Source organism: Actinacidiphila glaucinigra (assembly GCF_035918135.1).
GTDB classification, from domain to species: Bacteria; Actinomycetota; Actinomycetes; order Streptomycetales; family Streptomycetaceae; genus Actinacidiphila; species Actinacidiphila glaucinigra.
On sequence record NZ_CP109144.1, the window covers coordinates 6,544,731 to 6,569,086 of the forward strand.

The 24,356-nt window shown below is 72.8% G+C and carries 20 protein-coding genes; 13 read left to right on the plus strand and 7 right to left on the minus strand.

All coding sequences use genetic code 11. From position 1 onward, the window contains the following. Positions 1-85: 85 nt before the first annotated feature. From rpsA to OIE69_RS29485, 6 genes are all read left to right on the plus strand, one after another. Positions 86-1,582, plus strand: a complete 1,497-nt coding sequence (gene rpsA / locus OIE69_RS29460) for a 30S ribosomal protein S1 (RefSeq protein ID WP_326576932.1) — start codon at positions 86-88, stop codon at positions 1,580-1,582. Between the two features lie 147 nt (positions 1,583-1,729). Next, positions 1,730-2,665, plus strand: coding sequence for a PAC2 family protein (locus OIE69_RS29465; RefSeq protein WP_326576933.1), 936 nt, complete (start codon positions 1,730-1,732; stop codon positions 2,663-2,665). Positions 2,666-2,706: 41 nt separating this feature from the next. Then, the gene (coaE, locus tag OIE69_RS29470; RefSeq protein ID WP_326576934.1) at positions 2,707-3,309 is read left to right on the plus strand and encodes a dephospho-CoA kinase; all 603 of its coding nucleotides are present in this window, start codon (positions 2,707-2,709) and stop codon (positions 3,307-3,309) included. A 71-nt stretch (positions 3,310-3,380) separates the two neighbouring features. Beyond that, on the plus strand, positions 3,381-4,364 hold the full coding sequence (locus tag OIE69_RS29475) for a slipin family protein (protein WP_392567582.1): 984 nt from the start codon (positions 3,381-3,383) through the stop codon (positions 4,362-4,364). 86 nt (positions 4,365-4,450) lie between these two features. Further along, on the plus strand, positions 4,451-4,819 hold the full coding sequence (locus tag OIE69_RS29480; protein WP_326576936.1) for a tetratricopeptide repeat protein: 369 nt from the start codon (positions 4,451-4,453) through the stop codon (positions 4,817-4,819). A gap of 147 nt (positions 4,820-4,966) precedes the next feature. Next, positions 4,967-8,071, plus strand: a complete 3,105-nt coding sequence (locus OIE69_RS29485) for an alpha-N-acetylglucosaminidase (RefSeq protein ID WP_326581446.1) — start codon at positions 4,967-4,969, stop codon at positions 8,069-8,071. A 20-nt stretch (positions 8,072-8,091) separates the two neighbouring features. Here OIE69_RS29485 and OIE69_RS29490 read toward each other — a convergent pair whose 3' ends face one another. Together OIE69_RS29490 and OIE69_RS29495 are read right to left on the minus strand one after the other, a co-directional pair. Then, positions 8,092-8,895, minus strand: a complete 804-nt coding sequence (locus OIE69_RS29490; protein ID WP_326576937.1) for an N-formylglutamate amidohydrolase — start codon at positions 8,893-8,895, stop codon at positions 8,092-8,094. Positions 8,896-8,996: 101 nt separating this feature from the next. Then, positions 8,997-9,575 carry a methylated-DNA--[protein]-cysteine S-methyltransferase gene (locus tag OIE69_RS29495; protein ID WP_326576938.1) on the minus strand — a complete coding sequence of 193 codons (579 nt, stop codon included), beginning with the start codon at positions 9,573-9,575 and terminating at the stop codon, positions 8,997-8,999. A 170-nt stretch (positions 9,576-9,745) separates the two neighbouring features. On the opposite strand from OIE69_RS29495, the gene OIE69_RS29500 reads away from it, so the two are divergent. Next, positions 9,746-10,684: a hypothetical protein gene (locus tag OIE69_RS29500; protein ID WP_326576939.1), complete on the plus strand. Its 939-nt coding sequence runs from the start codon at positions 9,746-9,748 to the stop codon at positions 10,682-10,684. A 286-nt stretch (positions 10,685-10,970) separates the two neighbouring features. On the opposite strand, the gene OIE69_RS29505 is transcribed toward OIE69_RS29500, so the two are convergent. Next, positions 10,971-12,008, minus strand: coding sequence for a chitinase (locus OIE69_RS29505; protein ID WP_326576940.1), 1,038 nt, complete (start codon positions 12,006-12,008; stop codon positions 10,971-10,973). A 437-nt stretch (positions 12,009-12,445) separates the two neighbouring features. Then, positions 12,446-12,682, minus strand: a complete 237-nt coding sequence (locus OIE69_RS29510) for a hypothetical protein (RefSeq protein WP_326576941.1) — start codon at positions 12,680-12,682, stop codon at positions 12,446-12,448. Positions 12,683-12,752: 70 nt separating this feature from the next. On the opposite strand from OIE69_RS29510, the gene OIE69_RS29515 reads away from it, so the two are divergent. The 6 genes from OIE69_RS29515 (at position 12,753) to OIE69_RS29540 (ending at position 21,400) form a co-directional block, all read left to right on the plus strand. Continuing rightward, positions 12,753-14,927 (plus strand): bifunctional polysaccharide deacetylase/glycosyltransferase family 2 protein, encoded by a 2,175-nt coding sequence (locus OIE69_RS29515; protein ID WP_326576942.1) that lies wholly within the window; start codon positions 12,753-12,755, stop codon positions 14,925-14,927. Further along, positions 14,924-15,067: a hypothetical protein gene (locus OIE69_RS29520; RefSeq protein ID WP_326576943.1), complete on the plus strand. Its 144-nt coding sequence runs from the start codon at positions 14,924-14,926 to the stop codon at positions 15,065-15,067. The genes OIE69_RS29515 and OIE69_RS29520 overlap by 4 nt, the downstream gene beginning before the upstream one ends. Positions 15,068-15,604: 537 nt before the next feature. Further along, a complete protein-coding gene (gene uvrB / locus OIE69_RS29525) occupies positions 15,605-17,701 on the plus strand; it encodes an excinuclease ABC subunit UvrB (RefSeq protein WP_326576944.1) in 2,097 nt (698 codons plus the stop codon). A 109-nt stretch (positions 17,702-17,810) separates the two neighbouring features. Then, on the plus strand, positions 17,811-18,392 hold the full coding sequence (locus tag OIE69_RS29530; protein WP_089222002.1) for a TerD family protein: 582 nt from the start codon (positions 17,811-17,813) through the stop codon (positions 18,390-18,392). Between the two features lie 23 nt (positions 18,393-18,415). Then, on the plus strand, positions 18,416-20,170 hold the full coding sequence (locus OIE69_RS29535; RefSeq protein ID WP_326576945.1) for a TerD family protein: 1,755 nt from the start codon (positions 18,416-18,418) through the stop codon (positions 20,168-20,170). Positions 20,171-20,419: 249 nt separating this feature from the next. Continuing rightward, positions 20,420-21,400 (plus strand): TerC/Alx family metal homeostasis membrane protein, encoded by a 981-nt coding sequence (locus OIE69_RS29540; RefSeq protein WP_326576946.1) that lies wholly within the window; start codon positions 20,420-20,422, stop codon positions 21,398-21,400. A 10-nt stretch (positions 21,401-21,410) separates the two neighbouring features. Here the strand turns inward: OIE69_RS29540 and OIE69_RS29545 are convergent, their stop codons facing one another. The 3 genes from OIE69_RS29545 to OIE69_RS29555 all read right to left on the minus strand — a co-directional run bounded on the left by OIE69_RS29545 (position 21,411) and on the right by OIE69_RS29555 (position 24,189). After that, a complete protein-coding gene (locus OIE69_RS29545) occupies positions 21,411-22,715 on the minus strand; it encodes an MFS transporter (RefSeq protein WP_326581447.1) in 1,305 nt (434 codons plus the stop codon). Positions 22,716-22,796: 81 nt separating this feature from the next. Beyond that, positions 22,797-23,453, minus strand: a complete 657-nt coding sequence (locus OIE69_RS29550) for an MBL fold metallo-hydrolase (protein WP_326576947.1) — start codon at positions 23,451-23,453, stop codon at positions 22,797-22,799. A gap of 4 nt (positions 23,454-23,457) precedes the next feature. Continuing rightward, positions 23,458-24,189: a maleylpyruvate isomerase family mycothiol-dependent enzyme gene (locus OIE69_RS29555; protein ID WP_326576948.1), complete on the minus strand. Its 732-nt coding sequence runs from the start codon at positions 24,187-24,189 to the stop codon at positions 23,458-23,460. Between the last annotated feature and the right edge of the window lie 167 nt (positions 24,190-24,356).

Consider the following 24,356-nt stretch of genomic DNA (forward strand, 5'->3'; position numbering starts at 1 on the left):
GGCTGTCCGGAATCGGCAGGAGCGAAACGGGCTTACGGCGTAGCAGTACCTACGACTTCATGTCCGTACCGGAGCCCTTTTCCTAATGACGAGCAGCACCGAGGCCCAGGCCCCTCGTACCACCCCGCAGGTGGCGGTCAACGACATCGGTTCCGAGGAAGCCTTCCTCGCCGCGATCGACGAGACGATCAAGTACTTCAACGACGGCGACATCGTCGACGGCGTCATCGTGAAGGTCGACCGGGACGAGGTCCTGCTCGACATCGGTTACAAGACCGAGGGTGTCATCCCCTCGCGCGAGCTTTCGATCAAGCACGACGTCGACCCCAACGATGTCGTCGCCGTGGGTGACGAGATCGAGGCCCTGGTTCTCCAGAAGGAGGACAAGGAGGGTCGTCTGATCCTGTCCAAGAAGCGCGCCCAGTACGAGCGCGCCTGGGGCACGATCGAGAAGATCAAGGAAGAGGACGGGATCGTCACCGGTACCGTCATCGAGGTCGTCAAGGGTGGTCTCATCCTCGACATCGGCCTTCGCGGCTTCCTCCCCGCCTCCCTGGTCGAGATGCGCCGTGTCCGCGACCTCCAGCCGTACGTCGGCAAGGAGCTCGAGGCCAAGATCATCGAGCTGGACAAGAACCGCAACAACGTGGTCCTGTCCCGTCGCGCCTGGCTGGAGCAGACCCAGAGCGAGGTCCGTCAGACCTTCCTCACCACCCTCCAGAAGGGTCAGGTGCGCTCCGGCGTCGTCTCCTCCATCGTCAACTTCGGTGCCTTCGTGGACCTGGGTGGCGTGGACGGCCTGGTGCACGTGTCCGAGCTGTCCTGGAAGCACATCGACCACCCCTCCGAGGTCGTCGAGGTCGGCCAGGAGGTCACGGTCGAGGTCCTGGACGTCGACATGGACCGCGAGCGTGTCTCCCTGTCGCTGAAGGCGACCCAGGAAGACCCGTGGCAGCAGTTCGCCCGTACGCACCAGATCGGCCAGGTCGTCCCCGGCAAGGTCACCAAGCTGGTGCCGTTCGGTGCGTTCGTCCGTGTGGACGAGGGCATCGAGGGTCTGGTCCACATCTCCGAGCTGGCCGAGCGCCACGTGGAGATCCCGGAGCAGGTCGTCCAGGTCAACGACGAGATCTTCGTCAAGGTCATCGACATCGACCTCGAGCGTCGTCGCATCAGCCTCTCGCTGAAGCAGGCCAACGAGTCCTTCGGTGCTGACCCGGCCTCGGTCGAGTTCGACCCGACCCTGTACGGCATGGCCGCGTCGTACGACGACCAGGGCAACTACATCTACCCCGAGGGCTTCGACCCCGAGGCCAACGACTGGCTCGAGGGCTACGAGACCCAGCGCGAGGCTTGGGAGCACCAGTACGCCGAGGCGCAGACGCGCTTTGAGCAGCACCAGGCCCAGGTCATCAAGTCCCGCGAGGCGGACGCCGAGGCCGCGGCCCAGGCCGGCGAGGCGGCTCCGGCCGGCCCGACCGGTGGCTCGTACTCCTCGGAGTCCGGTGACCAGTCCGGCGCTCTCGCCTCGGACGAGGCGCTGGCGGCGCTCCGCGAGAAGCTGGCCGGCGGCCAGAGCTGATCGCAGGGCACACGCCCACGCATCACGGAAGGACCCGCTCTCCCCTGGAGGGCGGGTCCTTCCGCGTTCGCCGGGTCCGGGTGGGAATGCGCGGGCTGTACGGTCCGTTGCACCGTGAGTTGACGTAGACCGAGGGAAGGGTGCGCAGTGCTGGATCCGCAGGGGCTGTACACATACGAGCCGGGCGGGGCAGAGGCGGTCGACGAGGCGTTCGGTGAGACCGGGCCCGTGCTGCTGTACCACTTCGAGGGGTACATCGACGCCGGTGAGACCGGGGCGCAGGTCGTCGAGGAACTGCTGGAACGGCAGGAGCACCGGCTGGTGGCGCGTTTCGACGCGGACCGCCTGGTGGACTACCGGGCGCGCCGTCCGCTGATGACCTTCAAGCGGGACCGCTGGACGGGGTACGAGGCGCCGGAGATCGCGCTGCGGCTGGTCCGTGACAGCACGGGCTCGCCGTTCCTGCTGCTGTCGGGTCACGAGCCGGACATCGAGTGGGAGCGGTTCGCCGCGGCGGTGGTGCAGATCGTGGAGCGCCTGGGCGTTCGGCTGGCGTTGAACTTCCACGGCATCCCCATGGGCGTGCCGCACACCCGGCCGGTGGGGCTGACGCCGCACGGCAACCGGCTGGACCTGGTGCCGGGCCATCGCACCTGGTTCGACGAGGCGCAGGTGCCCGGCAGCGCCGAGTCGCTGATCGAGTACCGGCTGGCCGAGGCGGGCCGTGACGTACTGGGCGTGGCCGCGCATGTACCGCATTACCTGGCGCGTTCGGGCTACCCGGATTCGGCGCTGGCCGTGGTGGAGGCGCTGACGGCCGCCACCGGGCTGGTGCTGCCGCAGGTGGCGCACGCGCTGCGGATGGAGGCGCACACGGTGCGCGCCGAGATCGACCGGCAGGTCGCCGACGGTGACGTGGAGCTGGTCGCGGTGGTGCAGGGCCTGGAGAACCAGTACGACGCGATGGCGGGGGGCAGCAGCCGGCAGAACCTGATCGCCGAGCCGGTCGAACTGCCGTCGGCGGACGACCTGGCGGCTGAGTTCGAGCGTTTCCTGGCCGACCGCGAGGACGACGGCGCCTGACCGGGCTCGTGGGTGTGCGGGGGCACCGGTAGTCTCGCGCCATGGTCAAAGTGGGGCTGACGGGCGGGATCGGGGCGGGCAAGAGCGCGGTGTCGCGGCTGCTGGCCTCGTACGGGGCGGTGCTGGTCGACGCCGACCGGATCGCGCGCGAAGTGGTGGAGCCCGGCACACCCGGGCTGGCGTCGGTGGCCGCGGAGTTCGGCGCGGGGGTGCTGGCCGCCGACGGATCCCTGGACCGGCCGAAGCTGGGCGCGATCGTCTTCTCCGACCCCGAGCGGCTGCGCGCGCTGAACGCGATCGTCCACCCCCTGGTCCGGGACCGTTCGGCCGAGCTGGAGCGGGCCGCGGGCCCGGACGCCGTCGTCGTGCACGACGTGCCGCTGCTGGCGGAGAACGGTCTGGCGCCGCTGTACGACGTGGTCGTGGTGGTGGACGCCGCCCCGGCGACCCAGTTGGACCGGCTGGTGCGGCTGCGCGGGATGGCCGAGGAGGACGCCCGGGCCCGGATGGCGGTGCAGGCCACCCGGGAGCAGCGGCTGGCGGTCGCCGACGTCGTGATCGACAACGACGGGCCGCTGGAGGCGCTGGAGCCCCAGGTCCGGCAGGTGTGGGAGCAGTTGCGTCAAAAGATCGTCAAGAGCTGATCCGGAACCCTCTCGGCGGACGTCCATGGGGGCAGTGGCGTCACTGTGCCGTGGACAGGAGGGGGATGGGGATGGAAGCCGTGTCGGCCGCGATCGGGATCGCCGTCGTGGTGCTGGGGCTGGGTCTCAAGAGCAGTCTCCGGGTGATCAGGCAGTACGAGCGGGGTGTGGTCTACCGCCTCGGACGGGTGCGGTCGCAGGCCAAGCAGCCCGGGCCGCGTCTGCTGGTGCCCTTGGTGGACCGGATGACCAAGGTCAACATGCAGGTGGTGACCATGCCGGTGCCCTCGCAGGAGGGCATCACCCGGGACAACGTCTCGGTGCGGGTGGACGCCGTGCTGTACTTCCGGGTCATCGACCCGATCAAGGCCACGGTGGACGTGCAGAACTACCAGTTCGCGATGGTGCAGGTGGCCCAGACCTCGCTGCGCTCGGTGATCGGCAAGAGCGAGCTGGACGATTTGCTGTCGGGGCGCGAGGCCATGAACGAGGGCCTGGAGCTGATGCTGGCCACGCCGGCCGTCGAGTGGGGCATCCACATCGACCGAGTGGAGATCAAGGACGTGGCCCTGCCGGAGTCGATGAAGCGGTCGATGGCGCGGCAGGCCGAGGCCGACCGTGAGCGCCGGGCGCGCATCATCACCGCGGACGGCGAGCTGCAGGCCTCGGAGAAGCTCGCGCAGGCGGCGTCCGCGATGGACGCCACCCCGGCCGCGATGCAGCTTCGCCTGCTGCAGACGGTCGTGGAGGTGGCCGCGGAGAAGAACTCGACGCTGGTCATGCCGTTCCCGGTGGAGATGCTGCGCTTCTTCGAGCGCGCGGCCGGGAGCGAACGCCCGGCCGCCGAACCGGCCCCCGCCCCCGCCCCCGCCCCCGCCCCCGCCCCCGCCCCCGCCCCCGCCCCCGGCCCGGCCCCCGGCCCGGCTGCGGTCGCGGGGCCCGCGCGGCCCGTCGCCGAAGTCGACGGCGCGGCGCCGGCGGCCCTGGAGGCACCGAAGGACCGGCCGGGGCCCGCGGTGCCGGCGGAACGGCGCCCGGTGGACGAGGAGGCCTGAGTCCCGCTGTTCCCCAGGGGAATGCATATGCGGATGCTGATGTTGGGTAGTTGTGAGCTGTTGAGTGCCCGGGGAAGGAGGCGGCTGTGCCCGAGCAGAGCCCCGAGAACCACGTCATCGACTTCCGTGCGGCGGAGCATCTGCTGGCGGCCCGCGACGCCCGCGGGGCGGTAAAGCTGCTGGACTCGGTCATCGCCGCCCACCCGGAGAACACGGCCGCGCGGCTGCTGCGCGCACGGGCCTTCTTCCTGTCGGCGCAGCTGCGGCCCGCCGAGCTGGAGTTCCAGGTCGTCCTGGAGCGCGAGCCGGACAACGCGTACGCGCACTTCGCCCTCGGCCGCACCCTGGAGCGTTCCGGCCGGTCCGCCGAGGCGCTGCGGCACTTCCGGCTGGCGGCGGCGCTCGACCCCAAGCCCGACTACCTGCAGGCGGCCCGCTTCCCCGGCCCGGCGTGAGCCAGGCCGGGGAGTTCGCCCGGTTTTACGGCGAACACCCCTCGCGTCACATTGATCCGCATCGTCACTCCCGTTACGGTTCCGGGGCACGCGTTCTGACGCAGCCTCAACTGTCGGGAGCCGGCCGTGACTCGAGTGACCAGGCGGATGCTGCTGGGTTCCGCCGCCGCGACCGCGGCGGGCGCGGTGTTCCCCACGGGGGCGGCGGGCGCGACCATGGCCGCCTCCTTTGACACGGCTCCCGCGCAGGCCGCGCTGGGCCGGCTGCTGCCGCGGCACGCGGGGAAGTTCCGGCTGGTGGCGCTGGGCCGGGGGAACGGAGGCAAGGACGGCGAACGGTCCGACCGCTTCCGGATCACGGGCGCGCGGGGCCGCGTCGAGGTGGCCGGGACGTCGCCGGCCACACTGCTGTGCGGCGTGCGCTGGTACCTCAAGCACGTGTGCGGCGTGGGCGTCTCCTGGGTGGGTGACAGCCTGGACGCCCTGCCCGCGACGCTTCCCGCCCCGCCCCCGGACGGCATCGCCCGGCGTGCCACCGTGCCGCACCGCTTCGTCCTCAACGACACCAACGACGGCTACACCGCCCCCTACGCCGACTGGTCGCGCTGGGAGCGCTTCATCGACGTCCTGGCACTGCACGGCTGCAACGAGGTGCTGGTGGTGGCCGGCGCCGAGGCCGTGTACCGGCGTGTGCTGCGCGAGTTCGGCTACTCCGACCGGGAGGCCCTGGCCTGGTTGCCGGCCCCGTCCCACCAGCCGTGGTGGCTGCTGCAGAACCTGTCCGGGTACGGCGGCCCGCTGACCCCGGGCATCGTCGACGCCCGCGCCGCGCTGGGCCGCAGGATCACCGCGCGGCTGAGGGAACTGGGCATGGCCCCTGTGCTGCCGGGCTACTTCGGCACCGTCCCGGACGGCTTCGCCGGGCGCAACGCGGGGGCGCGCGTCGTCCCGCAGGGCACCTGGCACGGTTTCGCCCGCCCGGGCTGGCTCGACCCGCGCAGCGGCGCCTTCGCCGCCGTGGCCGCATCCTTCTACCGCCACCAGAAGAAGCTGTTCGGCGAGGCCGGGTACTTCAAGATGGACCTGCTCCACGAGGGCGGCACCGCGGGCGACGTGCCCGTGCCCGCGGCCGCCCGGGGCGTCCAGGCGGCGCTGAGCGCGGCGCACCCCCGTGCGACCTGGGTGATCCTCGGCTGGGAGAAGAACCCGCGGGCCGATCTGCTGGGAGCCGTCGACAAGGAGCGGATGCTCGTCGTGGACGGCGTCTCCGACCGCTACGCCTCGGTCACCGACCGCGAGCGGGACTGGGCGGGCACCCCGTACGCCTTCGGCTCCATCCCCAACTTCGGCGGCCGGACGACGATCGGCGCCAAGACCCATGTGTGGGCGGACCGCTTCTTCAGCTGGCGGGACAAGCCCGGCAGCGCCCTGTCCGGCACCTGCTACCTGCCGGAGGCCGCCGAACGCGACCCGGCCGCCTTCGAGCTGTTCTGCGAACTGCCCTGGCACGAGCGGCGGGTGGACCTGCCGACCTGGTTCGACACCTACGCGCGGACCCGCTACGGCACCGCGGACGGCCAGGCCCGCGTCGCCTGGCAGGCGCTGCGCCGCACCGCGTACCGGCACGACGCGCTGGAGCGCGCCGACGCCCACGACAGCCTGTTCACCGCCCGCCCCTCGCTCACCGCCGACTCCGCCAGCGTGTACGCGCCGAACGCCCTCACCTACGATCCCGCCGCCTTCGACACGGCGTTCGCCGCACTGCTGGCCGTGTCCGCCGGGGCACGCCGACACGACGCCTATCGCTACGACCTGATCGATGTCGCCCGGCAGGCCGTCGCCAACCGCAGCCGGCAGCTCCTGCCGCAACTGCGCGCCGCGTTCGAGCGTGGCGACGCGGCGGTCTTCCGCCAGCTGTCCGAGTTGTGGCTGCGGCTGATGCGGCTGGCCGACGAGGTCGCGGGCGGTCACCGGGCGTTCCTGCTCGGCCCCTGGCTCGCGGAGGCCCGGGCCTGGGGCGGGGCGGCCGTGCAGCGCGCCGAACTCGAGCGCACCGCCCGGGTGCTGGCCACCACCTGGGGCGGGCGCGCGACCTCGGTGTCACTGCACGAGTACGCCAACCGGGACTGGAACGGCCTGGTCGCGGACTTCTACCTGCCGCGCTGGCGGACCTTCCTGGACGACTGCGCGGCGGCCCTCGGAACCCGCCGCACACCGCGGGAGGCCGACTGGTACCGCGCCGAGGAGCCCTGGACGAAGCGCGCCGGGAGCTACCCCACCCGGCCCACCGGCGACGCGCACACGCTCGCCCGGCGGGCCTACGAGGCCCTCGCCGCGGCCCCCTACCAGGGCACGCTGGCCGTGACCGCGCAGCCGGCGACGCTGGCACCGGGCGGCCGGGCCCTGGTGACGGCCGAGTTCACCAACACCAACGGGCTCGCCCCCACGGGCACGGTCGGCTTCTCCCTTACCGCGGACGGGGTGCGGGCCGCACCTCGCGGGGCGCTGTCGCTGCCGCGCGTGGCGGCCGGCGGCACCGGCCGTGCCACCTGGCACGTCACCGCGCCCGAGGCTCGTCCCGAGCGGCCGCTGTCGCCGCTGCGATACGAGGCGCGGGCCGCGTACGAGCCGGTGCCGGGCGGCGCGCGGGTGCCCGCGGTCGCCGCGGGGGACCTGTACGTCGCGAGCCCGCCGGACCGCGAGTACCGCACCGTCAACGGCATCGGCGCCGTCTTCGGGCAGCTCGGCGACCGCTTCGCCATCGACGGCGCCGGGCGCGACCTGTGGAAGGGCACCGCCGAGTTCGCGGCGCTGCTGCGGCGCGGCGCGCTGCGGGACGGCGGGACGGTCACCACCCGGGTCGACAGCCAGGCGAAGACCGCCGCATGGGCGCGGGCGGGCATCGTCGTCCGTGACGACCTCGACGATCCGGCCGCCCCGGGCTTCCTGAACCTGGCGGTGAGCCCCGGGCACGGGGTGACGCTGTCGTACGACTCCGACGGCGGCGGCCTGCTCAACCGCTACCGGCGGCTCGCCGGAGTGCGGGCCCCGGTGCTGCTGAGGCTGCACCGCCGGGGCCGCGCGTACACGGGGGAGTGCAGCACCGACGACGGGACGACATGGCGGAAGGTCGCGACCGTGACCGTCCCGGCCGCGGCCCGGACGCAGGACGTGGGGCTCTTCATGACCGCGGGCAACGGCGGCACGGGCGACCGCGGCCTGGTGGAGTTCACCGGCTTCCGCATCGGCTGAGCCCGGAGGCTCCCTCGCCCTCAGTCGGTGCCGTCACCCGCGCCGACGGCGGCGACGAGGGCGGCCAGGGCGTCACCGAGCCGGTCCACTCCCTCGCCGGGGGCACCACCGGGCTCCGTCATGTATCCGTCCCGGCGGATCTCGACCATCAGCGCCGACACCTCGCGGACCTCGCCGTAGTGCTTCAACGGCACATAGGTGCCGGCGAACGGCGAGTCGAGACCGACCTCGCCGCACGGCGCGAAGGCCTCGCGGGCCGCGTCCAGCAGCCAGGCCGGGGTGTGGAAGGCGTCGGTGCCCAGGCAGACCGCGGGGCGGGGGCCGCCGCCGTGCAGCTCGTAGGGCAGCGGCGCACCGGGGTAGGAGTGCACGTCGATGACGACCGCCCGCCCGGTGGCCGCCAGCCGGTCCTGGACGGCAGCCGTCATGGCGGCCGCATACGGCTCGAAGTACGCGTCCAGCAGATCCCGTTCGTGGCGGGGGTCGTCCTCGCGCAGCGGGGCCCCGTGCGAGGTACGGGTGTAGACGGCGCCCATGCCGACGGCGCGCATCTCCTCCCGCTCGTCCGGGAACCGCTCGGGGTCGACCACCAGCCGCGACAGGAGGTTGGTGAACTGCCAGGCCCCGGTCCGCGCGGCGGCGCGTACGGCGATCAGGTCGGTGTACGCGTCCGTCATGTGGTCGAGTTCGGCCGTCAGCGCGTCGTCGTCCAGGAGGATGAGCTCGCGGACGTGCCCGGGCAGGGCGCGGGCACTGTGCGGCACATGGAGGAGCACCGGTGAGTCCGGTGCGCCCTCGGTGATGCCGAAAGCCGATTCGTCCATTTCTCCGCCCCTCTCTCCGCCCCACTCTCCACCCCTCACCGGCACCGCCGGAGACACCCGCCGTCGTGACGGGTGCCGCACACGGCGATGTCGGCGGCACGTCAGAACAGCGGCTCCGGAAGGACGCCCTCCAAGGCCAGCAGCGAGCGCTTGATGTCGAGCATGCGCAGACCTCCACCGAAGCCGCCGATGCCGCCGTCGCTCTCCAGGACCCGGTGGCACGGGACGACGACGGGCAGCGGGTTGGAGCCCATGGCCGTCCCCACGGCCCGGGCCGCGCCCGGCTCGCCGACCCGGTTCGCCAGATCCTGGTAGCCGACCACGCTGCCGAACGGGACACCGGTCGCCAGTTCGCGCAGCACACGGCGGTTGAAGCCGGTCGTCAGCGACCAGTCGAAGTCGAGGTCGAAGGTGTGCCGCGTCCCGGCGAAGTACGCCTCCACCTGCGGTATCGCCTCGTCCAGCCGGGCCCCCGCGGCGCTCGCGGGCCCGGGCCGGTGCGCGGCTACGGCGCCCAGGCGGGAGCAGATCCGCTCCAGCACGGCGGGGGCCTCCTCCGCCCCGGTCCGGAAGGCCACGTGGACAAGGCCCTGCCCGGTCGCGGCGAGCAGCAGCGGCCCGATCGGTGCCTCCAGCACCGTCCAGGCGACCTCGGTGGCAGGGGTCTGGGGTTGCGTCACGGTTCCCACCCTAGGACGGGGCACCGACAGCCGGTGCCGGCCCGGGTCCTGTGACCTCCCCGGACGGTGACGGCAACCGGCCGCACGCCCCGCCACCCGGGAGGGTGGCCGTTCTCGACAGGTGTGTCACAAGCGGTAGTTGATCGGTTACGAGAGGGGATGGGGCGCGCATGACGCGAAACGAATTCACCCACGCCGTCCGCCGGCTCGCCCGCGAACAGGACCGGGTCGCCACCGTCGCCCAGCTCGCCGCGGTGGGCGTACCGCAGAGCAGGCTGCGCGAATGGTGCCGCCCCGGCGGCCGGTGGCAGCGGCCGCTGCCCAGGGTGGTCGTTCTCCAGCCCGGTCCGCTCACCGCCGCACAGCGGTCCAGGGCGGCGCTGGCCTTCGCCGGGTATCCGCAGGTCCCGGCCATGATCACCGGTGTGGCGGGGCTCGCCCTGCACGGCGTCGCCGTCGCCGCGCCGCCGTGCGGGCTCCCGGTGGTGGACGTGCTCGTCCCGAGCGAGCGGCGCATCCGCACCCACACCTGGGTGCGGGTCCACCACGGCCGCGGGCTCCCCGTGCCCGACACCGTGGACGGAGTGCCCGTGGCGCCGGCCGTCCGGGCGGCGGCCGACGGCGTACGGGAGTCCATCGACCCCGAGTGGGCCCTGGAGGTGGTCCGCGAGCTGGTCACAGCGCTCGGCGTGCCCGCCGCCGCGCTCGCCGCCGAACTGGGTGGCGCGGTGCTCGCCCGGCGCCCCGCCGTGGCGGCCCTGCTGGACGCCATGGACTCCGGCCAGCGCGCGATCTCCGCCGAGCCGATGGCCCGCGCCCTGGTGGCCCGGTCGGGGCTGCGGCAACCGCTGTGGCGTCCCACGCTCGAGTTCGACGGCGCCTTCCTGGGCTCGCCCGACGCCTACTGGGTGCGCGACGGCCTCGTCCTGGACCTCGGCCCGGGCACGGGGCGCGGCCGGCTGGAGTCGCTGGGACTGCGTGTGCTGCGGGTCGCGCCCGCCGCGCTCACCCGCAGCCCCGCCGAGGTCGTCGCCGCCCTGCGCAGCGCCCTGGCCGAGGGTCCGTACGGGCCGCTGGAGCGGATCACGGCACTGCCCGGAACGAGATGACGTACGGGTGTCCGCGCGATGAGGCCGTCGTGAGGATGCCGCTCCGGGCGGGCCCGCGCATGTCCGCGCTGACGGTCCACCTGCACAGCGCCGCCCGCGAGGGGTCGGCCGGGGCGGGACCGGTCGCGTCCCTGGCCCCCGTGCTGATCGGCCCGGCCGTCTTCCTCTGCCTCTCCGGTGTCGTCGTGGCGCTGCCCCGCCCGTCGGCGACTTCGTACCGGAGCCCGCGCCCGCCCGCGGCCGGCGCTCCTGGCGGGCGGACCGCGCCTCGCAGGCCGCCCGCGCCTCACGCTTCCGCGAGGGCCCGCGCGAACGCCAGTGACGGCTGGCCGACCCCGCTGCACCGGGTCGGGGCCGTCCTCCCGGGGGCGTCCTCGCAGGCCCTGTCCCGGTCGGCCGACCACATCGACAGGCCGCCCAGCCCCTTGTCGCGGGCGAAGGCGGCCAGTTGCGCCGCGTCCCCCAGGGTGAAGACCTCGCCCTCGATGTCGTTCACCCCGATCATCGGCGTCACCGTGAGGGTCCGCCAGGCCGCCGCGTCCGGCAGGCCCAGCAGCGCCTTGAGCTGCCGGTGCGCCGAGGTGGCCGCCTGGATCGCGTACCGGCCCATGTCGCCGGTGTACGACTCCCCGTAGTCCATCGCCATGATGTTGACGCCGTCGACGCGCACCCCTTGGCGCCGGGCGTCCGCGAGCAGCGCCGAGGCCTCGGAGGTCAGCCCCGACGGCATCGCCGGCAGCGTGAAGGAGACCGACAGCGTCCGGCCCTCGCGCTCCGCCTCCCTCTGGAGGCGGGCGACGGCACGCGCCCGGCGGGTGTTGGCGGCCGAGTCCGCCAGGTCGTCGCCCTCGACGTCGAAGTCGAGCCCGGTCAGCCGGTAACGGCCGATCACATCGGCGTAGGCGGAGCCGAGTCCGTCCACGTCGCCGCAGGCTCCCGCCAGCTCCGTGCCGTCGGCGCCGCCGAACGAGACCCGCACGTCGCGGCCGGTGGCGCGCAACGCGGCGATCCGGTCCGCCAGGTCGCCGTGGGCGATGCCCTCGCGCCCGTCCCAGGTCGGGGCGCAGCCACCGCGCGCGGTGACGAACCCGAGGGTGAAGCCGTCGGCCCCGGTGGTGCGGGCCGCGTCCGCCATGTCGTAGGCGGTGGAGCGCGAGGCGTCCACGTACGGGGTGAAGGCCACCTCGGCCACCGGTTCCCTCCCCTGGGGCGCGCGGGTCGCCGGGGGGCCGGCGGGCTCCCGGCCGGTGAGGAGGGAGGCGGTCGTGGCGGCGACGGCGACCGCCACGAGCCCGGTGATCAGCTGTGCCGTGCGGCTCTTCATGACGGAGAGACTATCTGCCCCGGGAATTGCGGATCCCGTTTTCCGGGAATTATCGAAAGGTGGTCGCGGTTCATTCGTGGGATTAATTCCGGAGTGAATCCAGGGAATTCGGTGAGGGGAATTACTGCTAGCATTCCGCCCATGCATTCCCTCTCCCGGCGGGCGTGTCCCCGTGGGCGGTCCACGGAGGAAGGGCCCGTGTTCGTCGACGCGTCGGGCCGCCGGGCGCGCATTATCCGGCGCGTCGGACTGGTCGTCGGCGTCGCCTGCGCGGGATATGCCGTGCTGCTGGGCGTGGCTTTGGCGGGAGGCACCCCTTTCGCGCCCCAGACCCTTATTCCGGGTGCCGACGTCCCCGGGGGCGCTTCGGCGCAGGCCGGGGCGCGTGGACGGACCGGGGGTGCCCACAAACACGCCGCGGGCGCCCCGGGCGCCGCTCACGCCCCCGCGCCGGCGGCCCGCCCAGCCGCCGCACCCACCGTCGTCGCGGCCGCCGAGGTGACCCCCTCCGCAACCGGGGGCCGCGCGACGGCCTCCGCGACCGCCACCACCGCTCCCGGCAGGACCGGTGCCACCCCGACGGCGAGCGCCTCCCCGAGGCCCACGCCCCCGCGCACCCCGGCGGCCTCCGCCTCGCCGTCCGCCTCCGTCCCCGCGACACCCGGGCCGGACACCCCCGCGTTCCCTCCGGGCGACGCCGGCGGCGATCCCGTGTCCGGTGACGGCTGGGACGACTGAGCGGCCATGGCGCGGACGGCCCGGCACGCGGCACCCGGTGCGATCACCAAGGTGGCGTCGGCCGGCCGGCAGGCCGTGCCCAGACCTCGCGTCGTCATGGCCGTGCTGGGACTGTTCGCGCTGGTGTGCGTGATGCTGCTGGACGGCTACCTGCACTCGGAGATCGGCAGCGACAGCCGCGTCCACGAGTCCGGGAGTTCGGACCGGGTGCCCGCCTCCGTCCTCGAGGGCGGCCCCGTGCTGACCTTCGGCGCCGACGGCGAGCCCGTCAGCCACACCCTGCCGCCCCGGACGATCGCGCTCACCTTCGACGACGGCCCCGATCCCCGGTGGACCGCGAAGGTGCTCGCCGTACTGCGCGAACACGACGTGCCGGGCACCTTCTTCGTCGTGGGCCAGATGGCCGCCCGGTACCCCGCGCTCATCCGCGACATGGTCGACTCCGGCGGCGAGATCGGCGTCCACACCTTCTCCCACGTCGACCTGGCGTACCAGGACAGGGCCAGGATCGACCGCGAACTCGCCCAGACCCAACTGGCGCTCGCCGGTGCCGCGGGCATCACGACCTCGCTCTTCCGTGCGCCGTACTCCTCCGAGCCCGACGCCGTCGACGACACCATGTGGCCCGTCTACCGCTACCTCGGCACCAAGGGCTACATCAGCGCCTTCGTCGACACCGACAGCGAGGACTGGCGGCGCCCCGGCGTCGCACACATCGTCCGCGGCGCCACCCCGGGGAACGGGAAGGGCGCCTCCGTGCTCTTCCACGACGCCGGGGGCGACCGCTCCCAGACCGTGGAGGCGCTCGGCACGTACATCGACGCCATGAAGGCGAAGGGCTACACCTTCACCACGCTGACCGCGAGCCTGGGCGCCACGACCGCCAACCACCGGGCGAGCGGAGCCGAGTTGTGGCAGGGACGCGCCCTCATCGGCGTCGTGGCCCTGGCCGAGTTCACCATGCCCGTCCTGTTCTGGCTGCTCGTCGTGGTCGGCGTCGCCGTCCTGGCCCGCTTCGCCCTGATGCTCGTCCTCGCCCGCCGGCACGCCAGGATCCGCGGCCGCCGCCGCTTCAGCTGGGGGCCGGCGGTCACCGAACCGGTCAGCGTCATCGTGCCCGCCTACAACGAGAAGGAGTGCATCGCCAACACGGTCGGTTCACTCGCGGCGAGCACCCACCCGGTGGAGATCATCGTCGTGGACGACGGCTCGACCGACGGCACCGCGGGCATCGTCGAGGCGATGCGCCTGCCGCGGGTGCGCGTCGTGCGCCAGGAGAACGCGGGCAAGCCCGCCGCGCTCAACCGCGGCCTGGAGCACGCCCGTCACGCACTCGTCGTGATGATGGACGGCGACACGGTCTTCGAGCCCGGCACCGTGCACCGGCTCGTCCAGCCCTTCGCCGACCCAAGGGTCGGTGCCGTCGCGGGCAACGCCAAGGTCGGCAACCGGGCCACGGTGATCGGCGCCTGGCAGCACATCGAGTACGTGATGGGCTTCAACCTCGACCGCCGCATGTACGACCTGCTCGGCTGCATGCCCACCGTGCCGGGTGCCGTCGGCGGCTTCCGCCGCGCCGCGCTCCTCGAGGCCGGGGGTATGAGCGGCGACACCCTCGCCGAGGACACCGACGTCACCATCGCGCTGCACCGCGCGGGCTGGCGTGTGGTGTACGCCGAGCACGCCCGCGCCTGGACCGAGGCACCGGGCACCATCGGCCAGCTGTGGCGGCAGCGCTACCGCTGGAGCTACGGCACCATGCAGGCGCTGTGGAAGCACCGGCGCTCCCTGGTGGACCGCGGGCCCTCGGGACGCTTCGGCCGCGTCGGCATGCCGCTGGTCGTGCTCTTCCAGATCGTCACGCCCCTCTTCGCGCCGTTGATCGACCTCCTGACCGTCTACGGCGCCGTCTTCGTCGACCCCGCCAAGTCGCTCCTCGCCTGGGCCGCGCTGATGTCCGTCCAGCTCCTCTGCGCGGCGTACGCCTTCCGCCTGGACCGCGAGCGGTACCGCCATCTGCTGATGCTGCCGCTGCAGCAGATCGTCTACCGGCAGTTGATGTACCTCGTCCTGATCCACTCCTGCGTCACGGCCATGACCGGAGGCCGGCTGCGCTGGCAGAAGCTCGAGCGCACCGGCGAGGTCGGCTCCCCGCAGGCGTCCGCGGAAGCCGCCCGATGACCGCGTCCGACACCTCCTCCCTGCCGCTGCCGCGGCCCGGGACCTCCGCCCGCCGCGCCGGGCGCCCCCGCCGCCCGTGCGGCGGCCGCGACCGCTGCCTGGACCTCCTGCGCGCGCCCCGGCGCTCGTCCGCGTCGTGACATTTCACACGTTCGGCTGGGCCTGGCTGAGCCTGGCATTCCCCTCCCTCGGCGCGGCGATGGCCCTCTCGCCGCCGGGCCCGCGCTCCACGGCGGTGAAGCCGAGCCGGCGCAGCAGTTTCCTGACCTGCCGGCTGCTCGGCTTCGCCCACCGCGACGGGCTGCTCGACCGCGCCCCGGCCGGCCTGGTGCCGGTCCTGGACCTCGTCCCACCGCGTGGCCGGCTCGTACGACCTCAACGGGCTCCCCCTCGCCCAGGCGCTGTGGTCGGCCGGCTTCGTCCTGCTCCTGCTGCGCTTCCGGCCGTGCGCCGGGCCGGCAGGGCGGATCCCGCCGCCGGCCCGGCTGGTGCGGATCGTCAGCGCGCGGGCCGTGACACGGGGTCGCGCTCGTGCTCAGCGTCCCCCTGATCGACCTGATGCGGCGGGTCAGGGCCTTCGAGGGTGGAGAACCTCGCAGCGGGGCGCCGGCCCCGCCTCCTGCCCTGATCCGGGCAGGTCGGAGCCGGTTGTCGGTGGGGGGTCGTACCGTTGACCCATGCGGCCCGTATCAGACATCGAACGCAGTGTGGCGCCCTTCGAGGTCGTCAGCCCCTACCAGCCCAGCGGCGACCAGCCGGCCGCCATCGACGACCTCGAGCGGCGCATCCGCGCGGGCGAGAACGATGTCGTCCTGCTCGGCGCGACGGGTACCGGAAAGTCGGCGACCACCGCCTGGATGATCGAACGGCTGCAGCGCCCGACCCTGGTCATGGCGCCCAACAAGACCCTGGCCGCCCAGCTGGCGAACGAGTTCCGCGAGCTGCTGCCCAACAACGCGGTCGAGTACTTCGTCTCGTACTACGACTACTACCAGCCCGAGGCGTACGTCCCGCAGACGGACACCTACATCGAGAAGGACTCCTCGATCAACGAGGAGGTCGAGCGGCTGCGCCACTCCACCACCAACTCGCTGCTGACCCGCCGCGACGTGATCGTGGTCGCCTCGGTGTCCTGCATCTACGGCCTCGGCACGCCCCAGGAGTACGTCGACCGCATGGTCCGGCTCAAGGTCGGCGAGGAGATCGACCGGGACGCCCTGCTGCGCAAGTTCGTCGACATCCAGTACGCGCGCAACGACGTGGCGTTCACCCGGGGCACCTTCCGGGTGCGCGGCGACACCATCGAGATCTTCCCGGTCTACGAGGAGCTCGCCGTCCGCATCGAGATGTTCGGCGACGAGATCGAGGCGCTCTACACGCTGCACCCGCTCACCGGCGAGATCATCACCGACGACCAGCAGCTCTACGTCTTCCCCGCCACCCACTACGTGGCCGGACCGGAGCGCATGGAGCGCGCCATCGCCGGCATCGAGAAGGAGGTCGGCGAGCAGCTCGCGGTCATGGAGAAGCAGGGCAAGCTGCTGGAGGCCCAGCGGCTGCGGATGCGCACCACCTACGACATCGAGATGATGCGGCAGATCGGCACCTGCTCCGGCATCGAGAACTACTCGCGGCACATCGACGGCCGCGAGGCGGGCTCCGCCCCGTCCACCCTCATCGACTACTTCCCCGAGGACTTCGTCCTCGTCATCGACGAGTCGCACGTCACCGTGCCCCAGATCGGCGCCATGTACGAGGGCGACGCCTCCCGCAAGCGCACCCTGGTCGACCACGGCTTCCGGCTGCCCTCCGCCCTCGACAACCGCCCGCTCAAGTGGGAGGAGTTCCTGGAGCGGGTCGGTCAGACGGTCTACCTGTCGGCCACCCCCGGCAAGTACGAGCTCTCCCGGGGCGACGGTGTCGTCGAGCAGATCATCCGCCCGACCGGCCTGGTCGACCCCGAGGTGATCGTCAAGCCCACCAAGGGGCAGATCGACGACCTCGTCCACGAGATCCGGCTGCGCGCCGAGCGCGACGAGCGCGTCCTGGTCACCACGCTCACCAAGAAGATGTCCGAGGACCTCACCGACTACATGCTGGAACTCGGCATCCAGGTGCGGTACCTGCACAGCGACATCGACACCCTGCGCCGCGTGGAGCTGCTGCGCGAACTGCGGGCCGGCGAGTTCGACGTGCTGGTCGGCATCAACCTGCTCCGCGAGGGCCTGGACCTGCCCGAGGTGTCGCTGGTGGCCATCCTCGACGCCGACAAGGAGGGCTTCCTGCGCTCCGGCACCTCCCTGATCCAGACCATCGGCCGCGCGGCGCGCAACGTCTCCGGCCAGGTCCACATGTACGCCGACAAGATCACCCCGGCGATGGAGAAGGCCATCGAGGAGACCAACCGGCGCCGGGCCAAGCAGATCGCCTACAACGAGGAGCGGGGCATCGACCCGCAGCCGCTGCGGAAGAAGATCGCCGGCATCCTTGACTCCTTCGCCCGCGAGGACGCCGACACCGAGGAGCTGCTGGGCTCGGGCCGCCAGCGCTCGCGCGGCAAGGCACCGGTGCCGGGCCTGTCGGCGAAGGCGGGGGAGAAGCGGGCCGCCAAGAGCCTGCCCGCCGCCGAACTGGCCGAGCTCATCGGCGAACTGACCGACCAGATGCACACCGCCGCCGCGGATCTGCAGTTCGAGGTCGCCGCCCGGCTGCGCGACGAGGTGGGCGAGTTGAAGAAGGAGCTGCGGCAGATGAGGGAGGCGGGCGTGGCCTGACCGTTGCCGCTGTCGAATCTCTTGCCGAACCACGGTGCCCTACCCGGGCGTCTACCCATAGGGTGCGGAGCAACCGCACGTCGGCAAAACGGTTGAGAGGGGACAGCGCGTGACGGTCAACATGACCAAGGGTCAGAAGATCAGCCTGCAGAAGTCGGACGGGGGGACGCTTTCGTCGGTCCGCATGGGGCTCGGCTGGCAGGCCGCCCCGCGCCGTGGGCTCTTCGGCAGCCGCACCCGGGAGATCGACCTCGACGCCTCCGCGGTCCTCTTCGCCGACAAGCAGCCCGTGGACGTGGTGTTCTTCCGGCACCTCGTCAGCGACGACGGCTCGGTGCGGCACACCGGCGACAACCTGGTCGGCGGCGCCGGGCAGGGCGGGGACGACGAGGCGATCCTGGTCGACCTGCAGCGCGTGCCGGTGCACATCGACCAGATCGTCTTCACGGTCAACTCCTTCACCGGGCAGTCCTTCCAGGAGGTGCAGAACGCCTTCTGCCGCCTGGTCGACGAGAGCAACGGCCAGGAGCTGGCCCGTTACACCCTGACCGGCGGTGGCGCCTACACCGCGCAGATCATGGCGAAGGTGCAGCGCGGTGGTGATGCCGGCTGGTCGATGACCGCGATCGGCACCCCGGCCAACGGCCGCACCTTCCAGGACCTCATGCCGGCGATCCTGCCGGCGCTCTGATCGGGCACAGGGGGGCCGCGGGCATGACCACCGAGCTGGTCCACGGGCAGAACCATCCGCTACCCGGCACCACGCTGGAGGTCCGGGTGTCGGCCGGCACGCCGGTGGTGGCCGGCGTCTCTCTGGGCGACGGGCAGGGGCGCGTGAGCGGCCCCGGGTCCGTCGCCCACCCGGGGGCGCCGCGGCTGCCCGGCATCGAGGTGCCCGCGCGTCTCGCCGCCGAACAGCGCGTCATCGCCGACCTGGCGGCCGTCCCGGCGGAGGTGGACCGCGTCCACGTCCTGCTGGCGCTGCCGCCGGTCGCGGGGGCGCCGACCCGCTTCGGGGCCTGCCCCGCGCCCCACCTGACCGTCCACGGATCCGACGGGGCGCCGGTCGCGAGCTTCACCGTGACCGGGCTGAGCAGCGAGGCGGCGATCGTCGCCCTGGAGCTGTACCGCCGCCAGGGCGCCTGGAAGGTACGCGCGCTCGGCCAGGGCTACGCGGGCGGGCTGGCCGAGCTGCTGCGCGACCAGGGGCTGGGCCGCCCCGAGGCGGACGCCGTGGCCGCCCGCGTGGCGGACGCGGTGCGCCCGGCACCCGCCGTGCCGTCCACCGCACCGCCCCCGGTCGCCACGCCGCCACCGCCCCCCGTCCCTCCCACCGGCTCCCCTGCCGGCACGGTGCGCCCGAACCCGGCGCCCGTCGCGGGCGACGCCTCCGGCTGGAGCATGGAGGAACGGCTCCACAACCAGGTCTGGGGCATGTTCGAGGACCTGGCCCGCACCATCGCGGCGTACCGCAGCGCCGTCGACTTCGCGGAGTCACGGCTCGGCCAGGAGCTGGACACGCTCCTCGCCGACCCGCGCGCCCGCGTCGGCCCCGCCGCCGAGGCCGCCCGCGACCAGGCCCGGGCGCGCCAGGAGGAGCTGGTGGACCGGGCCCGTGCCGTGCTCGACCGCGACCTGGCCCAGCTGACCGCCGAGGCCGAGGTGGTCGAGCCCGCCCTGCCGCCGCCCTACGCGGGCTGGGAGAGCCCGGTCTGGCACGGCTACCGCGTCCCCGCCGAGCCGCCGATGGCGGTCCGGCTCGGCGACCTCCACCTGCCCGAACGTCCGGAGCTGCGCATCCCCCTGCTGGTACGGCTGCCGCTGGAGCGCGGGCTGTGGGTGGACAGCGCCCAGGACCGCCGCCGCGCCGTGGACGTGGCCGTGGCGCTCGCCGCCCGTCTGCTCGCCTCCCACCCGGCGGGGGAGTGCGCCGTCCACGTCATCGACCCCGCGGGCTCCGCCGCGACGGCGCTGGCCCCGTTCACGGACTCCGGCGCGCTGCGTGAGCCGCCCGCCACGGGCGCGGCCGGTGTGGCGGCGCTGCTCGCCCGGCTCACCGAGCGGGTCGACCTGGTGCAGATGGCGCTGCGAGCAGACGTGCCCTTCGAAGTGCCCCCGGGCGTCGACCCGGCCCGCCAGGTGCTGGTCGTCAACGACTTCCCGTACGGCTTCGACGACCGGACGATCAACCAGCTGCGCTACCTCGCCGACGAGGGACCGCAGGTCGGTGTCCACCTGGTCCTGGTCGCCGCCCGTGAGGACGCCCGCGAGTACGGTCCGCTCCTCGACCCGCTGTGGCGCTCGATGATGCGTCTGACCCCGCAGCCCGACGATCACCTCGCCGACCCCTGGGTCGGCCACGCCTGGACGTACGAACCGCTGCTCGCCCCGCCCGGCAGCGCGGTCCTGTCCCAGGTGCTGCGCCAGGTGGCCGCCGCCCGCCGCACCTACGACCCGGGCCGTTACTGACCTGTCCGGCCGGTCCGGTGGGGCTCCGGCCCGCCGTCCTGATTGACCATCACTTTACTCTCTTTACCTTTCCTTGGGATTTCATGTACTCTTCTTTACGCGGAGGGGAGTACTCCCTGCTTGCGGTGCATCCCGTCATCACGGGCCTGACGGCCCCGGGACACCGGCCCCGGCCCATGGGCCCGGGTGGAAGAGACCTCCGGCAGCGACAACGCTGACAATTGCCAGCCCATCTGCCGGAGGCATCGCGTGGATGTATCCCTGACCCTCTGGGTGCTGACCATCGCCGGTCTGTGCGCCCTGATCGCCGCCGACTTCTTCATCGGGCGAAAACCCCATGACGTGTCGGTCAAGGAAGCCGGTGCCTGGACGGTCGTCTGGATCGTCCTGGCCGCCCTCTTCGGGCTCGGCCTGCTGTTGTTCGCCGGCGGGCAGCCCGCGGGCGAGTTCTTCGCGGGCTACATCACCGAGAAGTCGCTCAGCGTCGACAACCTCTTCGTCTTCGTGCTGATCATGGCGAAGTTCGCGGTGCCGACCCAGTACCAGCAGCGCGTCCTGCTCTTCGGCGTGCTCATCGCACTGGTCCTGCGAGCGGCCTTCATCGCCGCGGGCGCCGCCATCATCGCCAGCTTCTCCTGGGTCTTCTTCATCTTCGGCGCCTTCCTCATCTGGACCGCGTGGAAGCTGGTCCAGGAGGCCCGGGCCGAGGAGCACGACGAGGAGTTCGAGGAGAACAGGCTGCTGAAGGCCGCCGAACGCCGCTTCGGCGTCGCCGACCGCTACCACGGCACCAAGCTGTTCATCCAGCAGAACGGCAAGCGGATCATGACCCCGATGCTCGTGGTCATGCTGGCGATCGGCACCACCGACGTCCTGTTCGCGCTGGACTCCATCCCGGCGATCTTCGGCCTGACCCAGGACCCGTACATCGTCTTCACCGCCAACGCCTTCGCCCTGATGGGCCTGCGGCAGCTGTACTTCCTCATCGGCGGTCTGCTGAAGAAGCTGGTCCACCTCTCCTACGGGCTGTCGATCATCCTCGGCTTCATCGGCGTGAAGCTCGTGCTCCACGCCCTGCACGAGTTGGGGGTCCACGTCCCGGAGATCAGCATCCCGTTCTCCCTGGGCTTCATCGTCGTGGTCCTCGCCGTCACCACGGTGACCAGCCTCATGGCGTCGAGGAAGCAGGCGGCCGCGGAGAAGCGCGACGAGGAGCACATCGACGCCTGACCCCGGCTCCTCAGCCCGGGCGGGGTGCGCGGCGGTCCGCCGCGCACCCCGCCGTCGTGTCCGCCGCGGCCGCACCCCGCGTCTCCGGCAGCGCCGCGAAGCACCCGAGGCTGATCAGCGCCACGGCCGCGACGTAGACCGCCACCGGCCACGGGCTGCCGGTGCCCGCCACCAGCCGGGTCGCCACGAGCGGGGTCAGGGCGCCGCCCAGGACACCGCCGAGGTTGTAGCCCAGTGCGGCTCCGGTGCAGCGCACCCGGGGCGCGTACAGCTCCGGGAGGTACGCGCCCACCACGGCGAAGACCGTGATGAAGGCGATCAGCTCCGCGGCGGACCCCACGGCGATCGCCACCGGCTCGCCGCTCGCGAGCAGTCCGGCGTACGGGAAGACCACCACGCCCATCGCGGCGGTACCCACCAGCGCCATCCGCCGCCGCCCGAAGCGGTCGCCCAGCAGCCCCGCCGGCGGCGTGAGCGCCCCCTTGAGCAGGACGGCCACCAGGACGCAACCCAGCACGACCGTGCGGTCCATGCCGAGGTGCTCGGTGGTGTACGCCAGCGACCAGGTGGTCACCGTGTAGAAGACGGCGTAGCCGCACGCCATGGCGCCCGCCGTGAGCAGCACCAGGCGCCCGTGCTCGCGCAGCAGCTCCGAGACGGGCACCCGGGCCAGGTCCCCGCGCCCCGCGGCCGCCGCGAACGCGGGGGTCTCCGGCAGGGTGGCCCGCAGCGCCAGGCCGGCCAGCGCGAGCGCGCCCGCCACCCAGAACGGCACCCGCCAGCCCCAGGAGCGGAAGGCGGCGTCGCTCAGCCCCGCGGACAGGGCGAGCACGATCCCGTTCGCCAGCAGGAAGCCCACCGCGGGACCGGTCTGCGGCAGGCTCGTCCACAGCCCGCGCCGCCGCCCCGGCGCGTGCTCCGCGACGAGCAGCACGGCGCCGCCCCACTCGCCGCCCAGCCCCAGCCCCTGCAGGAAGCGCAGGGCCACCAGCAGAACGGGCGCGGCCGGGCCGATCGCGGCGTATCCGGGGACGCAGCCGACGGCGGTGGTCGCCAGCCCGGTCAGCAGCAGGGAGCCGACCAGTACGGGCCGGCGTCCGACGCGGTCGCCGATGTGGCCGAAGAGGACCGAGCCGAGCGGGCGGGCGACGAAGCCCACCGCGAAGGTGCCGAACGCGGCCAGGGTGCCGGCGAGCGCCGAGGCGTCGGGGAAGAACAGCGGTCCGAGGACGAGGGCGGCCGCGGTGCCGTAGGCGAAGAAGTCGTAGAACTCGATCGCGGTCCCGGCCGCCGACGCGGCGGCGATCCGGGCCATGGAGGGGGAGGTGCGCACGTGGGTCCAACGACCCACGTGCGCGGGGGTGGCGGCGCCGCGGTGGGCGCCGCCGTGGGGCCGCTACCAGCCCCGTTCGCGCCATTCGTCGAGGTGCGGGCGCTCGTCGCCGAGCGTGGTGTCCTTGCCGTGGCCGGGGTAGACCCAGGTCTCGTCCGGGAGGCGGTCGAAGAGCTTGGCCTTGACCCCCTCGAAGAGGCTCGTGAAGTGGTCCGGGTTGCTGTGCGTGTTGCCCACGCCGCCCGGGAAGAGGCAGTCCCCGGTGAAGATGTGCGGGTGCCCGTGGGGGTCGTCGTAGATCAGGACGATGCTGCCGGGTGTGTGACCGACCAGGTGCCGAGCGGTGAGCTCGACCCGGCCGACCTGGATCCGGTCGCCGTCCTCGACGGGCACGTCGGTGGGGACGGGGATCCCCTCGGCGTCGTGGCGGCCCGCGTAGGTGCGGGCGCCGGTCCCGTCGACCACGGCCTGCAGCGCCTGCCAGTGGTCGGCGTGCCGGTGCGTGGTGACGACGGACGCGAGACCGTCGTTGCCGGCGACCTCCAGGAGCGTGTGCGCGTCGTTGGCCGCGTCGACGAGCAACTGCTCGTCGGTGGCGCGGCAGCGCAGCACATACGCGTTGTTGTTCATGGGGCCGACCGCGACCTTGGTGATGATGAGGTCCTTGAGTTCGTGCACGTCGGGCGCGCCCCCGACCGTGACCTCGCCGCTGTACGTCATGACGTCAGCCTAGTGGCGGCAGCACGGGCAGCGGCACGTCCGGATGGGCGGTCAGGTCCTCGCCGCCGGAGCGGCCGCTGACCCAGGCGAGCAGCGCGTGCCGGGGCCCGCCGACGGTGAGTTCGGGCTCGTTGGCGGCGCCGATCACCCACTTCTCGCCGCTGCCGGTGTCGTGGATGCGGACGGCGGCGACGCCCTCGTGGCCCGACAGGTCGTCGATGATGGCGCCGAGCTCCCGGGTCGCGAAGTCCTCGGGGAGGTGCGCGCAGGTGTACTCCAGGCCGAGGTCGACGTGGTGGAAGTAGATCTCCATGAGCCGGACGTACGGGATCTCCGCCGCCGCGATCACGCGGCCGGAGCGCATGACGACCTGTGCGGCCCAGTTCCGCGGCGGGAGCTCCTCGAGGGCCAGGGCCAGCCGGTCCGCGGAGATGCGCAGGTCGTCGAGGTGCTCGGCGAGAGCGCGGCCCGCGCCCTCCTCGATGTCCTTGTCCCGGCGGTCGCCGCTCTCGTACTGCGGGGTCTCCTCGCCGGTGCGGGCCCAGATCATCAGGTTGACCAGGGAGTCGGCGTTGCGCGCCAGGTGGGCCAGCACGTGGCCGCGGGTCCAGCCCGGCAGCCGTGACGGCTCGGCGACGGACGCGGGGGGCATGGCGGCGACGGTCTCGATCAGTCGTTCGGTGGCCTCGCGGAGTTCGGCCGCATCGTGGTCGGGGTCGGGTCGTTGGACAGACACGGGGCCTCCTGGTCGGACCTGATCGACGTCTCCAGCGGAGACGCTAGCGCGGGACACTCGTTCGGGTGAAGCTGCCGCACCGATGCCGGAAATCGAATGTGCGTGCTATAGGCTCGCTCTCGTCGTAACCGGAAGAAAACTCGTCGGCGCCCCGTTTAGGCTGTCTG

Coding starts and splice junctions, on each gene's coding strand:
- rpsA (WP_326576932.1), top strand. CDS start 86: ATGACGAGCAGCACCGAGGCCCAGGCCCCTCGTACCACCCCGCAGGTG.
- coaE (WP_326576934.1), top strand. CDS start 2,707: ATGGTCAAAGTGGGGCTGACGGGCGGGATCGGGGCGGGCAAGAGCGCG.
- OIE69_RS29475 (WP_392567582.1), top strand. CDS start 3,381: ATGGAAGCCGTGTCGGCCGCGATCGGGATCGCCGTCGTGGTGCTGGGG.
- OIE69_RS29485 (WP_326581446.1), top strand. CDS start 4,967: ATGCTGCTGGGTTCCGCCGCCGCGACCGCGGCGGGCGCGGTGTTCCCC.
- OIE69_RS29490 (WP_326576937.1), bottom strand. CDS start 8,895: ATGGACGAATCGGCTTTCGGCATCACCGAGGGCGCACCGGACTCACCG.
- OIE69_RS29500 (WP_326576939.1), top strand. CDS start 9,746: ATGACGCGAAACGAATTCACCCACGCCGTCCGCCGGCTCGCCCGCGAA.
- OIE69_RS29505 (WP_326576940.1), bottom strand. CDS start 12,008: ATGAAGAGCCGCACGGCACAGCTGATCACCGGGCTCGTGGCGGTCGCC.
- OIE69_RS29515 (WP_326576942.1), top strand. CDS start 12,753: ATGGCGCGGACGGCCCGGCACGCGGCACCCGGTGCGATCACCAAGGTG.
- OIE69_RS29520 (WP_326576943.1), top strand. CDS start 14,924: ATGACCGCGTCCGACACCTCCTCCCTGCCGCTGCCGCGGCCCGGGACC.
- uvrB (WP_326576944.1), top strand. CDS start 15,605: ATGCGGCCCGTATCAGACATCGAACGCAGTGTGGCGCCCTTCGAGGTC.
- OIE69_RS29535 (WP_326576945.1), top strand. CDS start 18,416: ATGACCACCGAGCTGGTCCACGGGCAGAACCATCCGCTACCCGGCACC.
- OIE69_RS29545 (WP_326581447.1), bottom strand. CDS start 22,715: ATGGCCCGGATCGCCGCCGCGTCGGCGGCCGGGACCGCGATCGAGTTC.
- OIE69_RS29550 (WP_326576947.1), bottom strand. CDS start 23,453: ATGACGTACAGCGGCGAGGTCACGGTCGGGGGCGCGCCCGACGTGCAC.